Here is a 14246-nt window from a genome sequence, read left to right as displayed (position 1 = left end):
CATTGTCCACGAGCGGCGCCCACAGGCGCGGCACGAGACTGCGCGAAGCGGCGCGATCGAATGAGGCGCGGCAGGGCCACGCTCGCGCTTCGCGTCCAAGGCACGCGCACCGGCTGCGGATGATCTCAACTGTGCCCTTTCCAGGGAACCAGCCTGCGTTCGACCTGGCGCATGATCAGGTCGAACACGCCGGCAACCGTGCCGATGACGAGGATGCCCATGAGCACGATGTCGGTGCGCAGGAAGTTCGACGCGTTCATCACCAGCTGGCCGAGGCCGACGGTGGCGGCGACAAGTTCGGCGGCGACCAGCGTCGTCCACCCGAAACCGACGGCGATGCGTAGTCCGGTGAGGATTTCCGGCAGCGCCGCCGGCAGGATCACGTGCCGCAGCACCTGCCAGCGCGTCGCGCCGAGCGATTGCGCGGCGTTGATCTGCTCGGCGGACGCCGAACGCACGCCAGCACGCGCCGAGACAACCAGCGGCGCGAAGCAGGCGAGGTAAATCAGCAGCACTTTCGCTGTCTCGTCGATGCCGAACCAGATGACGATCAGCGGCAGGTAGGCGAGCGGCGGCAGCGGCCGGTAAAACTCGATCGGCGGGTCGAAGACGCTGCGCGCCAGCCGCGAGACGCCCATCAGCAGGCCGAGCGGAATCGCCGTCACACAGGCGAGCAGAAGACCGGCGAGAACACGGCCGGTGCTCCAGGCGAAGTGCTCGAACAGGCTGTGCCCGCCCTGCAGCTCGCCGCGCTGCGCGGCGAGAAAGGCGTCGCCGACGGCAGCCGGCGACGGCAGCACCAGCGGCGGCAGCCAGCCGGTGACGGTGCTGACCCACCACAGGAACAGCATCAGCAATGCCGTCGCCAGCGACAGCAGCGGCCAGTTGCCCGTCGCCGGGAAGTCGTGGCTGCGGGCCAGCGGCAGCTCTGCCGCGCTGGACGCGACTGACGTGTTCGCGGCTCCCGCTGCGTCTGGCTGCGGCGGTGAAGCGGACCTGATGTCCGCCTGCGGCGGCAATCCAGCCAGCGCGCTGGCGCTATCGGGCGGCGACACGGGAGGCTTTTTCAATGATGGCTGCTGTGGATCAGCGTCAGGACTTCTTCGCGCACGCGGATGAAGTCGGGGTCGGATTTGACCTGCCGCGCGTTGCCGCACTCGATGTAGCGGCGCGAGAAAGGCAGCTCGAAGCGGTGCAGGATGCGTCCCGGCGACGGCGTCATGACGATCAGCCGCGTCGCCAGAAACAGCGCTTCTTCGACGCTGTGCGTGATGAAGAAGATCATCTTGCCTTCGGCATGCCAGAGCTTGAGGATCAGCTCCTGTATCTGTTCGCGCGTCAGCGCGTCGAGCGCACCGAGCGGCTCGTCCATGAGCAGCACCTCTGGGTTCGCCGCCAGCGCACGCGCGATGCCGACGCGCTGCTGCATGCCGCCGGAGAGCTTGTAGGTGGGCTGCCCGGCACAGCCCTCGAGGCCGACGGCGCGGATCTTCTCGAGCGCGATGGCGCGTCGTGTCGCCGCGTCGATGCCGCGCATGCGCAGGCCGAACTCGACGTTGCCGAGCACGTCGAGCCAGGGCATCAGCGCGTGTTTCTGAAAGACGACGCCGCGCTCCGCGCCGGGACCGCGTACCGGCTGGTCGCCGAGCAGGATCTCGCCGGCCGAAGGCTCGATGAAGCCGGCGATGCACGACAGCAGCGTCGTCTTGCCGCAGCCCGAAGCGCCGAGCGCGACGACGAAATCGCCGGCAGCGATGTCGAGGTCGACATTGGCCAGCGCCAGCGTGTCGTGCCCCTTGCCGGCGAAACGCACCGACAGGTTGCGGATCGACAGCGCCGGACGTGGCCCGGCCGCAGACGCGCTCGCGGCACCTGCAGCCGACGCGCTCAGGGACTCGGCGCGGTCGATCGCGCTACGCTGAACACCGTCAGTCGCAACGGTGTCCAGTGCGAGCGTCGCGGCAAGACTCATTTCGCCGCTTTTTGCACGTAGGCCGGATTGATGTTCGCCGAGTAGTCGCTGAGCACGTTGGCGATCGTTCCCTGCGATTTCAGGAAGTTGGCCGTTGCCAGCAGCGACTGCGCGGCACCGCCGTCGCGGCCGCCGCCAAGCCAGCGCGACGATGCCTGCTCTTCGAGCGTCGGGAAGCGATAGAGCGCGATCGTCGTCGGCACGTCTTCGACCCTGGCGCCGGAAACCTTGGCGACGGCCCTGGCTTCGGCCGAGTCGGCGGTCCACTTCGCCTTGTTCTTGCGGTAGTTCTCGTCGGCCTTGGCCAACACCTTGACGAACTTTACGAGGAAATCGGCGTTGTCTTTCGCCCACGCCTGATTGACGACGATGCCGTCAAAGGTCGTCTTGCCGGTCTGTTTCGAGATTTCGCCGGAAGTGGTCAGCAGCTTGCCGCTCTTCTTCACCTTCGACAGGACCGGGTCCCAGATGAAGGTCGCGTCAAGGTTGCCACGCTCCCAGGCGGCAGCGATTTCCGGCGGACGCAGGTTCACGATCTGCACGTCGTTGGGATTGACCCTGGCGTGCTGCAGCGCGACCAGTGTGTGGAAGTGCGTCGTCGAGGTGAAGGGAACGCCGATCTTCTTGCCCTTGAGGTCGGCGATCGAGTTCACGTTGCTGCCGTCGCGCGCGACCAGCGCTTCGGCTTCGTTGATGTCGTCGAGAATCCAGAACAGTTCGATCGGCAGGCCTTGTGAGACGGCCGCAGCGATCGGCGCCGAGCCGGCTTCGCCGATGCTCACCTGGCCGGAGGCGAGCGCGCGGATGACGTCGCCACCGCCGGCGAACTGCCGGAAGTTGATCTTGTAGCCGGTGGCCTTTTCCAGTTCGCCGGCTTCGTGGGCAACGCGCCAGGGCACCACCATGTCCTGGTAGGCGATGGTGACTTCCTTCTGCTCGGCCAGGGCCGGAACGGAGAGCAGGCCGGCGATCAAGGTGAGCGAGCCGAGGATGAAATGCCGTTTGCTGGTCATGATGATTCCTGCTGTTGGATTCGGGAGTATCGGGAGTAGGGAGTTTGCGCAGGCCCGGGTCGCCGCCGACTCAGGCCGAATGACATTCGAGGACGCGGCGCAGCACGTCGACGATCTCGTCGATGTGCGCGGGCTCGGCAACCAGTGCCGGCGCCAGGATGGCGACATCGCCGGTGGTTTTCAGGTGCAGGCCGGCGTCGAACAGCTCTTTCTGCAGGCGGTAGCCGCGCTGGCCGGGTTTGCCGTCCGGCGCCAGTTCGACGCCGGCGAGCAGGCCGTAAGCGCGGATATCGGTGACCACCGGCAGATCGGCGAGGCTGAACAGGCGCTTCTGGAAATACGCGCTCAGTTCGGCGCCGCGCGCGAACAGCTGTTCGCGTGCGTAGATGTCGAGCGCCGCGACGCAGGCCGCGCAGGCCGCCGGATGCGCGCTCCAGGTGTAACCGTGGAACAGCTCGATGCTGTCTTCGGCTGCCGAATGGACGACCTGATCGTGAATCCTGCGGTCGACGGCGACGGCGCCCATCGGCTGCGCACCGTTGGTGATCGCCTTGGCCATGGTGATCAGGTCAGGCCGCACCTTGAAACTCTGCGCGGCAAAGGCGCTGCCGGTACGACCGAAACCGGTGATCACTTCGTCGAAGACGAGCAACAGTCCATGCGCATCGCAGATCGCACGCAGACGTTCGAGATAGCCGCGCGGCGGCACCAGCACGCCGGTCGAACCGGCAATCGGCTCGACGAAAACAGCGGCGATGTTCTCGGCGCCATGCACGTCGATCAGGCGTTGCAGATCGTCGGCGAGGTTAGCGCCGGTATCCGGCTGACCGTGGCTGAACGCACTCTGCGCTCGCCAGGTGTGGCGCAGCAGCGGTGCCGGCGTGGCGACGCCGGCGAAGGCACGGCGGTTGTTGACCAGCCCGGACAGCGAAACGCCGCCGAAATTGACGCCGTGGTAAGCGCGTTCGCGGCTGATGAACACCGTGCGCTGCCCTTCGCCGCGCGCGCGGTGATAGGCGAGGATGATCTTCATCGCCGTATCGACGGCTTCGGAACCCGAATTGACGAAGAAGATGCGATCGAGCCGCTCCGGCGTCAGCTGCGCAATCGCGTGCGCGGCCGCGAAGGCCAGCGGATGGCTGCGATAGAAGCTTGACGTGAAATCGAGTTCGCGCAGCTGCCGGCCAACCGCATCGGCGATCTCGGGCCGGCCGTGGCCAGCGGCGCTGGCGAACAGCCCGGAAGCGCCGTCGATGATCGGCCGCCCCTGCGGGTCGTAGTAGTACATCCCCTCTGCGCGAGCCACCAGCTTGGGGGATTTCTTGAAGTCACGGTTGGGCGTGAACGGAAGCCAGTATTCGGCGAGTGGGTTTGCGCCGGGGCCTCCCGGATCACGCCCAGGCAAGCTTGCGGATGCAGCAGGCATGGTCGAGTCCGGTGAAACGGAGTGCCTATCCTAGGCAAGCGCCCTCGCGGATCGAAGCAAGTAATTCGTCTTTTCTTATCCACTTCTGACATAAGGCGCGGGCTTGCGCCTGATCGGCACGCGCGCAAGGCGCACGGACCGCGCGGCATAAGGAAATCAGTTCTTCTTCGTTCGTCGCGAAATGGCGGCGCGTTAAGGTTCGCCCCGTTGCCACTCTTTTTGCGAAGGACGGACATGAAACGACGGGCTGCAATCTTCCTCGGCTTGGGACTTGGCTTGGCGCTGGCCTCCGGCATCGCCCAAGCCGACAAACTCGACGACATCCGCAAGGCGGGCGTGCTGCGCGTCGCCGCTTTCGACGCCAACCCGCCGTTCGGCTTTGTCGACGAACAGAGCAAGAAGATCGTCGGCCTTGACGTCGACTACGCGTTCGAACTGGGCAAGAAGCTCGGCGTCAAGGTCGAACTGGTACCGACCAACCCGGCCAACCGCATTCCGCTGCTGACCTCGGGCAAGGTCGATCTGGTTTTCGCCAACTTCACCATCACCGAGGAACGCGCCAAGGTCATCGACTTCAGCATCCCGTATTTTGCGTCGGGCCAGCAGTTCCTGGCGAAGAAGGGCACGCTGAAGAGCGCCGATCAGCTGAAGGAATGGCGGATCGGCGCCGACAAGGGAACGACGATGGAAACGACGCTGCGCGAGAAGTATCCGACGGCCAAGGTCATTTCCTACGACGACACGCCTTTCGCGCTGACGGCGCTGCGCAACGGCAACGTGCAGGCGATCACGCAGGACGGTGCCAAGCTGGTGCCGCTGCTCGCCGCGCTGCCGGACAAGGAAAAGTACGAAATCCCGGCCTTCGCCATCTCCGAAGAGCTCGAAGGCGTCGGCATTCCCAAGGGCGAAACGCGCCTGACCACAACCATCAACGACTGGCTGCACGAACTGGAAAAGAACGGCACCGCGCAGAAGATCTACGACAAGTGGTTCGGCCCGCACAGCAAATCGCCGCTGCCGCGTCTGTTCAAGATCGGCGACGCCCACATCCGCGACAAATAAACCTCTTCTCCGCCCAGCCCCATGCGCCGGGTCCTTGACCGGACCTGACGCAACGGCAGCTCCGCAACCCCAGCGGGCGCCGTCTCGCCACTGCGCGAGCGGCGCCCGCGGCTGTTGACGCAATGAACATTGCCTCCCTCTTCGGCGAGCCGCTCGCCGCGAAATACGTGCTCTGGCTGGTCGACGGACTGGGCATGACATTGCTCGTCTCGGCCATCGTCGTGCTGCTGTCGACGCTGCTCGGTTTCGCCGTGGCACTGGCACGTACGACGACACTGCCCTTGCTGCCGCGTATCGCCACCGGCTACGTCGCTTTCTTCCGCAACACGCCGCTGCTGGTGCAGCTGTTCTTCTGGTATTTCGGTCTGCCCGGACTGTTGCCCGAGGCCGGCATGCTCTGGCTGAACAGTGTGCACACGCTCAGCCTCTACGGCGAACTGCGGCTCTCGTGGCCGTCCTTCGAGTTCCTCATCGCGACGCTCGGCCTCAGCTTCTATTCGACGGCCTTCGTTGCCGAGGAAATCCGCGCCGGCCTGCGCGGCGTCCCCGACCACCAGCGACGCTCGGCGGAAGCGCTGGGGCTGACACCCTGGCAGGTGTTCCGCTACGTCGTCCTGCCGCAGGCCTTGCGCATCGCGCAGTCACCGCTGTTCGGGCAGTACATGAACATCGTCAAGAACTCGTCGCTGACGATGGCCATCGGCTTGGTCGAGCTTTCCTACGCCTCGCGTCAGGTCGAGAGCGAAACCTTCAAGACCTTCCAGGCCTTTGCCATCGCCACCATTTTCTACATCCTGGTCATCGCCGCGATCGAGGCGATCGGCCAGTGGCTGCAGTGGCGCCAGGATTCGCGCCGGCGACGGAGTGCGCGGCCGGCATGAACCTGCAGATCCTCATCGACAACCTGCCCTATCTGCTGTGGGGCGCCTTTCCCGATGGCGCGCTCGGCGGCGCCGCGCTGACGCTGCTGCTCAGCGTCATCTCGTCGATCGCCGCCGGCGTGCTCGGGCTGCTGCTCGGCATCACGCTGGCGCTGGCAGGCGGCGTCGGCCACTCGGCGCTGTTGCTGGTGCTCGGTTTCTTTCGCGCCATCCCGGTGCTGATGCTGATCTTCTGGACCTACTTCCTGCTGCCGGTGGCCTTCGGCATCGACGTTCCGGGACTCGTTTCGGTCGCCTGTGCGCTGTCGTTGATCGGCGGCGCCTATCTCGCCCACGCGGTGCATGCGGGAATTGCCGGCATCCCGCACGGGCAGTGGCAGGCCGGTCTGGCGCTTGGTCTGAGCCGCTGGCAGGTGCTGCGCCACGTCATCCTGCCGCAGTCGCTGCGCATGATGCTGCCGTCGTTCATCAACCAGTGGGTGTCGCTGATCAAGGACTCGTCGCTCGCCTACATCGTCGGCGTTCCCGAGCTTTCCTTCGTCGCCGCGCAGGTCAACAGCCGCCTGATGGTCTATCCGGCCGAAATCTTTCTCTTCGTCGGCGCCATCTACTTCATCCTCTGCTCGGGCCTCGACGCGCTCGCCGGCGTCGTCTCGCGCCGCTTCGCAAGCCGATAAAAAATCCCCGCGGCGTTTGCGCACCGCGGGGATCGATGTACCTGCCGCTGCTGGCGCAGGCACCGTTGCTGCCGACCGGCTTAGAACAGGTTGTAGCGAACCGTGGCGTTGATCCGGCTCTGCGTGCCGTCGTCGCCGGCAAAGGTGGTGCGCTTGCCGTAGGCGTATTCGAGACCGACGTCGGTGTTCTTGGCGACGGTCCAGAAGGTATTGACGAAGGCTTCGGTGATCTTCTTGTTCACGTCGGTGAGGCCTTCGAGATAGTTGTCGCCGCTGAACTTGGTATACGCACCGATCAGGTTGGAGCGGACCGTCGGGCTCCACACGTGCGTGTAGCCGATGTGACCGCCAACCGCTTTCCACAAGTGGATTTCATTGCCATCGTCGACGGCGCGCTGACCGACCGAATTCAGCGTATAGCGACCGATGCCGTTGCCACCGTTGATCTGGGCAACCAGCGTATCCTGCCCGAACTTGAGACTGCCGCCCGCGCCGAGGCCCCATCCCTGTTTGGTATGGGCGTCGTTGCGATACTGCTGGGCAACACCGCGCACCGAGAAGTGACCCCAGTTGCCGGTGGTCGTCAGGTTCGCGACGAAGTCGGGCGTGCGGTCGAAGCTGGTTGTCGCCGGGCTGTTCTGGGCCACTGCCTGCGGGTTCTCGACCGACAATGCGAGCTTCGTACCGGCGTTGAGCGGCAAGGTGTAACGCACCTGCGCCTGACGGACAAACGGCACCGTGCCGGGGCCGTTGTAATCGACCGAGTCGACGTAGGAACCAAGGTCGGCGAAGTTCGACCAGGTCTGGCCGACGAGGAAGTTGCCAAGCTCGCCATAAGCGTGGCGCAGACGGAACAACTGCGAGTTGGTAAGGGTTTCGCCGCTGTAATCGTTGGGCGCGTTGAAATCGGCCTCGATCTTAGTGTGCAGCTTACCGCTCTCCGTCGGCGTGCTCGTTTCGAGGCCGATGCGCGAGGTACGCGCCGTCGCGTAGAGCTGGTTCTTGCGCTTGCCGTCTGCCGTCTTGTCGAGCGGTTGGGCGGAAATGAAGGACGCCCAGTCGTTGCTTTCACGATCGGAGAAGGTGCCTTTCAGATCGTAAGTCGCATCGGCCTGCACATAGCCGTAGATCTTCAGCGAGGTGTCAGTTCCCGGCACCTTGAACGAACCCGGCAGGTCGCCGGCGGTGACGACGTTGGCCGGCACCGGCGCGGGCGCCGCCGCCTTGGCGGCGACCTGCGCAACGGTGGTGGCCTGCGCCTTCTGTTGCGTTTCGAGTTGCTCCAGACGCTCGGTCAGTTTCTTCAGCGCCGCCTTGAGCTCGTCGACTTCGCCGGCGAAGACCGGCGCAGTCGCGCCGAGCAGGCCGATGGTCGAGATCGCCAGCGCGATGGTTTTCATGCGTGTCATGTGCTTTCCCCTCTTGTTGAATATTGATTGCCTGACGTCGTAGTTCAGAAGGCGGGAACGACCGCGCCCTTGTATTTCGTCTCGATGAACTGCTTGACGTCGGCGCTCTGCAGGGCCTTGACCAGCTTCTTCACGTCGGCGCTGTCCTTGTTGTCAGGACGGGCGACGATCAGGTTGGCGTAGGGCGAGTTGGCGTTTTCGATGAACAGCGCGTCGCGCGTCGGCACCAGCTTGGCTTCGAGCGCGTAGTTGGTATTGATCAGCGCCAGATCGACCTGGTCGAGCACGCGCGGCAGCGTCGCCGCTTCGAGTTCCTTGAACTTGAAGCTCTTCTTGTTCTCGGCGATGTCCTTGACCGTCGACAGGATGTTGTGCGCGTCCTTCAGCTTGATCAGGCCGTTCTGTTCGAGCAGCACCAGCGCGCGGCCGGCGTTGGACGGATCGTTCGGAATGGCGATGGTTGCGCCGTTCGGCAGATCGGCCGCCTTCTTGACCTTCTTCGAGTAAGCGCCGTAGGGCTCGACGTGGATCGGCGCGACCGCCACCAGATGCGTGCCCTTGGCCTTGTTGAACTCGTCGAGGTAGGGCTGATGCTGGAAGTAGTTCACGTCGATCTTCTTCTCGGCCACCTGCACGTTCGGCTGGACGTAGTCGGTGAACACCTTGATGTCGAGTACCAGGCCGTCCTTCGCCAGCGCCGGTTTGACGTGCTCGAGGATTTCGGCATGCGGTACGGCGGTGGCAGCGACGCTGAGCTTGCTTTCGGCGTGCGCGGAGAAGGCAGCAAAGGCGAACAGCGCCGCGAAGAGCGGAGAGATCCTGCTTTTCATGAGTTTTCCTTTATGCGGGTTAAGGGCAAACGCGGGGAGCGGCCTTTCCGGGGCCGCAATCAACAGTGCCGGTGGGGCATGCGTGTGCTCTGTGGCATGGCAGGAAAACGTCTCATTTGTGGGAAAAGCGCAGCACCAGTCGGTCGCCGAACACCTGCAGCACCTGCACGAGCAGGAGCAGGACAGCAACGGTGATGACCATCACATCGGTCTGGAAACGCTGGTAGCCGAAGCGGATCGCCAGATCGCCGAGGCCACCACCGCCGATGACACCGGACATCGCCGCATACGAAACCAGCGTGATGGCGGTGACGGTGACGGCCGCGAGCAGGCCGGGAAAGGTCTCGGGCAGGAGCGCGCCAAAGACGATCTGCGGCAGCGTCGCGCCCATCGCTTGGCTCGCTTCGATGATGCCGCGGTCGACCTCGCGCAGGACGTTCTCGACCAGGCGGGCGAAGAACGGCGTGGCGCCGATGACCAGTGGCGGAATGGCGCCGGGAACACCGATCGAGGTGCCGATCAACGCCACCGTAAACGGAATCAGCACGATCAGCAGGATGACGAAGGGCGTCGAACGCAGCAGGTTCACCAGCAGCGACAGCACCGCGTAGATCTGCGCGTGCGCCAGCGGCTGACGCGGGCCGGTAAGGAACAGGATGACGCCGAGCGGCAGCCCGAGGATCACGGTGAACAGCAGCGAGCCGCCGACCATGGCCAGCGTTTCCAGCGTCGCCAGACCGATGTCGGACCAGTCGAGCGAGCCGAGGATGGTAAAGACTTCGCTGCTCATGGCTGGACCAGCTCGCAACGCACCGAGTGCTCGCCGAAGGCCGCTTCCAGACGCGCCAGATCGGGAACCGCGCCGATCACCTGCACGGTGATCTGGCCATAGGGCGTTTCCTTGATGTGGCCGATGACGCCTTCGATGATGTTGAAACCAAGCGCGAAGGCCGCGGCGATGCGCTGCAGGACCGGCTGATGCGTGATCGCACCGAGGAAGGTCAGGCGCAGCAAAGGTCCCGGCAAATTGAGGCGCGCGCTGATCTTTGCACTCTCGCCCTGCGGGCAACTTTCCTGCACCAGCGCGCGCGTCAGCGCATGCTGCGGATGCAGCAGCACTTCGGCGACACGTCCCTGCTCGACGAGAACACCCTGGTCGAGGACGGCAACGCGATCGCAGACGGCGCGAATGACGTCCATCTCGTGTGTGATCAGGACGATGGTCAGCCCGAAACGGCGGTTGATGTCGAGCAGCAGGTGCAGGATCGACTGCGTCGTCTGCGGGTCCAGCGCCGAGGTAGCTTCGTCGCAGAGCAGCAGCTTCGGGCGGTTGGCCAGCGCCCGGGCGATGCCGACACGCTGCTTCTGGCCACCGGAAAGCTGCGCCGGATATTTGTCGCGATGGCCGGAGAGTTCGACCAGTTCAAGCAGTTCGTCGACGCGCTGCTCGATTTCAGCCGTGGTGTATTCGCCGGTCAGCTTCAGCGGAAAGCGGACGTTCTCGGCAACGGTCTTGGCGCCGATCAGGTTGAAATGCTGGAAAATCATCCCGGTCTTGCGCCGGTAACTGCGCAGCTGCGTTTTGGAGAACAGCGTGATGTCGCTGCCATCGACCAGCACGCGCCCGCTGTCCGGGCGTTCGAGCAGGTTCAGCGTGCGCACCAGGGTGCTCTTGCCCGCGCCTGACACGCCGATGATGCCGAACACCTCACCCTGTTCGACGCGCAAGCTGACGTCGGATAGCGCGGGAACCGCGATGCCGTCGACGACGTAGTGCTTGGAGACGTGCTCGATGTCTATCACGTGTGACCTGTGTTCTTGCTGCGTGCTGGCCACGAGCCGCCGCCGCGGCACCTTGCCGGAAGCAACGGACCAGAAGTTGGGAAGTGGAAGATAGCCCGCGCGCCGCGCCAGCCAAACGAAGCAATGCCGATATGAATATCGCCTGCGGACGCATAAGCATCCGCAGGATCAGGCGAGAGGAAAGACGCTCGCGGCCTCGACAGCAAGTTGATCGGCCGGCTCGTCGTTGAGCAGATTCCGGATGTGACGGCGCAGCGCGATGAAACCGGCGGAATCCTCGTGCCGTGGACGCGGCAGATCGACGACGATGTTTTCCCGGACGCGGCCCGGTCGCCGGCTGAGGACGACGATGCGATCGGCGAGCCTGATCGCTTCCTCGATGCTGTGCGTAACCAGCAACATCGTCTTCGTTTCCGAAGCCCAGATGCGTGCCAGCTCGTCCTGCATCAGCAAGCGGTTCTGCGCGTCGAGCGCGGCGAAAGGCTCGTCGAGCAGCAGCACCTGCGGGTCGGTGGCCAGCGCGCGGGCGATGGCGACGCGCTGGCGCATGCCACCGGAAAGCTGGTGCGGCAGATGCCGCTCGAAACCGGCGAGCCCGACCAGGCGGATGTGCTCGTCGACGATGCGCTGGCGCTCGCCCGCCGCGATCCTGCCCTGCGTTTCCAGACCGAAGCGGATGTTTCCCTCGACCGTCAGCCAGGGAAAGAGCGCGTAATCCTGAAAGACGACGGCCCGTTCACGTCCCGGCCTGCGCACCGGCACGCCATCGAGCGTGATCGATCCGCTACCGGGTTGCTCAAAGCCGGCGATCAGGTTGAGCAGCGTCGTCTTGCCACAGCCGCTGTGCCCGAGCAGTGCGCAGAATTCGTTGTCGGCGACGGTAAAGCTGACGCCGTCGAGAGCCACGGTCTGCTCCCCGGTCTTGTTGCCGGGATAGGTCTTGCCGACGCGGTCGACGATCAGGGTACCCATGCGTGGATCCTTAGCGGGTGGCGGCCAGCGACCACGGCAACAGCCGGCGCGCCAGCTTGCGCACCAGCGTGTCGATGAGGAAACCGGTAAAGCCGATGGTGAGCATGCCGACGAGAATGATGTCGGTACGCAGCACCGAGCGTGCGTCGTTGATCAGGAAACCCAGCCCGCTGCTGGCACCGACCAGTTCGGCAGCGACCAGCGCCATCCAGCCGAAACCGAAGCCGACGCGGATGCCGGTGAGGATCTGCGGCAGCGCCGCGCGCAGCACGACGCGCGTGAGGATGTGCCATTGCGAAGCACCGAGCGACTGCGCGGCGCGGATCAGGTTGGTTTCGATGCCCTTCACACCGGTGACGGTGTTGATCAGGATCGGAAAGAAGATGCCGAGGAAGATGATGAACTGGTTCTGTGCGTCGCCGATGCCGAACCACAGGATCGACAGCGGAATCCAGGCGATCGGCGGAATCGGCCGGAGCGTCTCGATCAGCGGATCGATCTGCTCGTTGACCCATTTCCACCAGCCCATGGCGATACCGAGCGGGATCGCCGCCAGCGCGAAAGCGAAGGCGATCAGTTCGCGTTGCAGGCTGGCCCACAGGTGCGCCGGCAGCTCGCCGGAGACGATCAGGTCGCGAGCGGCCAGTGCTACCGCCGATGGCGGCGGCAGCAGGGTTACCAGAGTGGCGTCGACCGCCGGCAACCAGACACCACTGATGTACTGCCAGGCGAGGATGAGCAGCGAGACGAAACCGAACTGCCGCAGCTTGCGCAGGGAAAGGCTGAGGAAAGTGGGCACGCGCGGCGTCTGGATGTTGAAACCGGCATCCCCCGGGCTGCGGGAATGCCGGCCGGCAGTCAATTCGGACGAACTCAAGGCTTGAAGCTCTTGCCGTTGAATTGCCATGCTTTGGTCAGGTCACCTTTTTCCGGGAAGGCTTGCGGCGCCTTCAGGGTCAGGTAGGTGTCGTACTCGGGATAGGGGTGCTGACCGACCTTGCCGCTCCAGTTCTTCGGAATCGCGGCGGGCTGGGTCGGTATCTTCCAGCCCAGCTTGGCGAAGGCCTTGTCGGCGAACTGCGGCGCGAAGGCGTTTTCGTAGTCCTTCGCCGTCAGCGTACGCTGCAGGCGGTTGCCCTGCTTCAGCCATTGCGCGATGCGCGCGTTCTCCTGGCCCCAGAAAGCCGGCGTCGGATGCACATAGGTCGGCTTGTACAGGTTGTTGTACTCCTGCACCTGTTGCAGCAGCAGCGTCTTCGGCACGTTCTTCAGGTTTGGCTCTTCGCCGAGCAGGTCGGCGGTCTTCTCGGGGTTGAGGCGGATCCACAGGTTCGCTTCGATCAGCGCGTCGGTCAGTGCCTGCGCCACGTCGGGAACGTTGTCGACCAGTTCCTGACGCAGGTAGTAGCTGCCCTGATAGATGTTGTACGGATAGCTGACGTCGATCGAACGACCGGTCTTCTTTTCCTGCGTGATCAGGCTGGCCGTCAGATCCCAGGGCACGACAGCGGCGATGCCCTTGGGCAACTGGATCTGCTCGGACAGCGGCAGATTCTTCAGCACCACGTCGCGGCCGACGGCGAGACCGTTCTCGGCAGCGGCGATCTGGAAGTAGAACTCGGCCGACGAGCCGGTAACGATGCCGATCACCGCCGGCGGATTGCTGCCCTTGAAGTCCTTCAGGCTCTTCACCGGCGAATCGTTCGGCACGATCGTCTGGTGCTTGAGGTTCGGCGCGGTGATGCCGACCACCTTGATCGGCACGTTCTTGTCGATCAGCGTCGTCAGCGGGAAGTTGCCGCCGTTGCCAACCTGCGCCTTGCCCGAGGTAATCGCTTCATTGATGTCGGGGCCGGAATTGAACGCCTGGAACTTCGCTTCGAGGCCACGCTTGGCAAGGAAGTCGAGGCGGTTGATCGTCACCAGGCTGGCGTTCTGGCCGGAGAACGGCGGCTGCCAGGCCACCGTCAGCGGCCACCAGCCTTTGTCCTTCAGCCAGTTGATCGATTTCTCCGACACTTTCTCGTAAGGCTGCGGCCAGCCCCAGTCGGTGAACTGGGCCTTCTCGGCGGCCAGCACCGGGCCGCCAGCGAGCGTCGCGGCCAGCCCGAGCGCTACGGCCAGCCTGCGGAACGGGTGGCGAAGCTGCGATTGCGTCTGCATGGTTTTCCCTCTCGATCAACGGGCGACTGATGCGCCAA

Annotated in this window: 14 protein-coding genes; 3 read left to right on the top strand and 11 right to left on the bottom strand. The window is 64.5% G+C overall.

The window, feature by feature from the left end; all coding sequences use genetic code 11:
* Positions 1-125: 125 nt before the first annotated feature.
* The 4 genes from GGD90_RS14960 to aptA all read right to left on the bottom strand — a co-directional run bounded on the left by GGD90_RS14960 (position 126) and on the right by aptA (position 4390).
* Positions 126-1070, bottom strand: a complete 945-nt coding sequence (locus tag GGD90_RS14960; RefSeq protein ID WP_228273592.1) for an ABC transporter permease — start codon at positions 1068-1070, stop codon at positions 126-128.
* A complete protein-coding gene (locus GGD90_RS14955; RefSeq protein WP_153114753.1) occupies positions 1067-1972 on the bottom strand; it encodes a taurine ABC transporter ATP-binding protein in 906 nt (301 codons plus the stop codon). Before GGD90_RS14955 ends, GGD90_RS14960 begins: the two co-directional genes overlap by 4 nt.
* Positions 1969-2985 (bottom strand): taurine ABC transporter substrate-binding protein, encoded by a 1017-nt coding sequence (gene tauA / locus GGD90_RS14950; protein WP_153114754.1) that lies wholly within the window; start codon positions 2983-2985, stop codon positions 1969-1971. The genes GGD90_RS14955 and tauA overlap by 4 nt, the downstream gene beginning before the upstream one ends.
* Before the next feature lie 70 nt (positions 2986-3055).
* Positions 3056-4390, bottom strand: a complete 1335-nt coding sequence (gene aptA, locus GGD90_RS14945) for an omega-aminotransferase AptA (RefSeq protein WP_411841043.1) — start codon at positions 4388-4390, stop codon at positions 3056-3058.
* 255 nt (positions 4391-4645) lie between these two features.
* Between aptA and GGD90_RS14940 the strand changes: the two genes are divergently transcribed.
* The 3 genes from GGD90_RS14940 to GGD90_RS14930 all read left to right on the top strand — a co-directional run bounded on the left by GGD90_RS14940 (position 4646) and on the right by GGD90_RS14930 (position 7031).
* Positions 4646-5473, top strand: a complete 828-nt coding sequence (locus GGD90_RS14940; RefSeq protein ID WP_153114756.1) for an ABC transporter substrate-binding protein — start codon at positions 4646-4648, stop codon at positions 5471-5473.
* A 122-nt stretch (positions 5474-5595) separates the two neighbouring features.
* Positions 5596-6354 carry an amino acid ABC transporter permease gene (locus GGD90_RS14935; RefSeq protein WP_153114757.1) on the top strand — a complete coding sequence of 253 codons (759 nt, stop codon included), beginning with the start codon at positions 5596-5598 and terminating at the stop codon, positions 6352-6354.
* The gene (locus GGD90_RS14930; protein WP_153114758.1) at positions 6351-7031 is read left to right on the top strand and encodes an amino acid ABC transporter permease; all 681 of its coding nucleotides are present in this window, start codon (positions 6351-6353) and stop codon (positions 7029-7031) included. The genes GGD90_RS14935 and GGD90_RS14930 overlap by 4 nt, the downstream gene beginning before the upstream one ends.
* An 80-nt stretch (positions 7032-7111) precedes the next feature.
* On the opposite strand, the gene GGD90_RS14925 is transcribed toward GGD90_RS14930, so the two are convergent.
* The 7 genes from GGD90_RS14925 to GGD90_RS14895 all read right to left on the bottom strand — a co-directional run bounded on the left by GGD90_RS14925 (position 7112) and on the right by GGD90_RS14895 (position 14208).
* Complete coding sequence (locus GGD90_RS14925; protein ID WP_153114759.1) at positions 7112-8440, bottom strand: DcaP family trimeric outer membrane transporter; 1329 nt, start codon at positions 8438-8440, stop codon at positions 7112-7114.
* A gap of 44 nt (positions 8441-8484) precedes the next feature.
* Entirely contained in the window at positions 8485-9270 is a 786-nt protein-coding gene (locus GGD90_RS14920; RefSeq protein ID WP_153114760.1) for a MetQ/NlpA family ABC transporter substrate-binding protein, read from the bottom strand.
* Positions 9271-9382: 112 nt separating this feature from the next.
* Positions 9383-10060, bottom strand: coding sequence for a methionine ABC transporter permease (locus tag GGD90_RS14915; RefSeq protein WP_153114761.1), 678 nt, complete (start codon positions 10058-10060; stop codon positions 9383-9385).
* The gene (locus GGD90_RS14910) at positions 10057-11073 is read right to left on the bottom strand and encodes a methionine ABC transporter ATP-binding protein (RefSeq protein WP_153114762.1); all 1017 of its coding nucleotides are present in this window, start codon (positions 11071-11073) and stop codon (positions 10057-10059) included. Before GGD90_RS14910 ends, GGD90_RS14915 begins: the two co-directional genes overlap by 4 nt.
* 168 nt (positions 11074-11241) lie before the next feature.
* A complete protein-coding gene (locus tag GGD90_RS14905; protein ID WP_153114763.1) occupies positions 11242-12045 on the bottom strand; it encodes an ABC transporter ATP-binding protein in 804 nt (267 codons plus the stop codon).
* A 10-nt stretch (positions 12046-12055) separates the two neighbouring features.
* Positions 12056-12922: an ABC transporter permease gene (locus GGD90_RS14900; protein ID WP_184415221.1), complete on the bottom strand. Its 867-nt coding sequence runs from the start codon at positions 12920-12922 to the stop codon at positions 12056-12058.
* Positions 12919-14208, bottom strand: coding sequence for an ABC transporter substrate-binding protein (locus GGD90_RS14895; protein WP_153114765.1), 1290 nt, complete (start codon positions 14206-14208; stop codon positions 12919-12921). Before GGD90_RS14895 ends, GGD90_RS14900 begins: the two co-directional genes overlap by 4 nt.
* Between the last annotated feature and the right edge of the window lie 38 nt (positions 14209-14246).

Origin of the sequence: Rhodocyclus tenuis, assembly GCF_014197755.1 — a bacterium.
Lineage (GTDB): Bacteria > Pseudomonadota > Gammaproteobacteria > Burkholderiales > Rhodocyclaceae > Rhodocyclus > Rhodocyclus tenuis.
Note: the sequence above shows the minus strand (reverse complement) of the source record. Positions and strands in the feature narration are given on the sequence as shown.

Excerpts from the sequence above, each read along its gene's own strand:
- GGD90_RS14915 (WP_153114761.1), bottom strand. The coding sequence starts at position 10,060 with ATGAGCAGCGAAGTCTTTACCATCCTCGGCTCGCTCGACTGGTCCGAC.
- GGD90_RS14940 (WP_153114756.1), top strand. The coding sequence starts at position 4,646 with ATGAAACGACGGGCTGCAATCTTCCTCGGCTTGGGACTTGGCTTGGCG.
- GGD90_RS14955 (WP_153114753.1), bottom strand. The coding sequence starts at position 1,972 with ATGAGTCTTGCCGCGACGCTCGCACTGGACACCGTTGCGACTGACGGT.
- GGD90_RS14895 (WP_153114765.1), bottom strand. The coding sequence starts at position 14,208 with ATGCAGACGCAATCGCAGCTTCGCCACCCGTTCCGCAGGCTGGCCGTA.
- GGD90_RS14935 (WP_153114757.1), top strand. The coding sequence starts at position 5,596 with ATGAACATTGCCTCCCTCTTCGGCGAGCCGCTCGCCGCGAAATACGTG.
- GGD90_RS14925 (WP_153114759.1), bottom strand. The coding sequence starts at position 8,440 with ATGACACGCATGAAAACCATCGCGCTGGCGATCTCGACCATCGGCCTG.
- GGD90_RS14905 (WP_153114763.1), bottom strand. The coding sequence starts at position 12,045 with ATGGGTACCCTGATCGTCGACCGCGTCGGCAAGACCTATCCCGGCAAC.
- tauA (WP_153114754.1), bottom strand. The coding sequence starts at position 2,985 with ATGACCAGCAAACGGCATTTCATCCTCGGCTCGCTCACCTTGATCGCC.
- GGD90_RS14920 (WP_153114760.1), bottom strand. The coding sequence starts at position 9,270 with ATGAAAAGCAGGATCTCTCCGCTCTTCGCGGCGCTGTTCGCCTTTGCT.
- GGD90_RS14930 (WP_153114758.1), top strand. The coding sequence starts at position 6,351 with ATGAACCTGCAGATCCTCATCGACAACCTGCCCTATCTGCTGTGGGGC.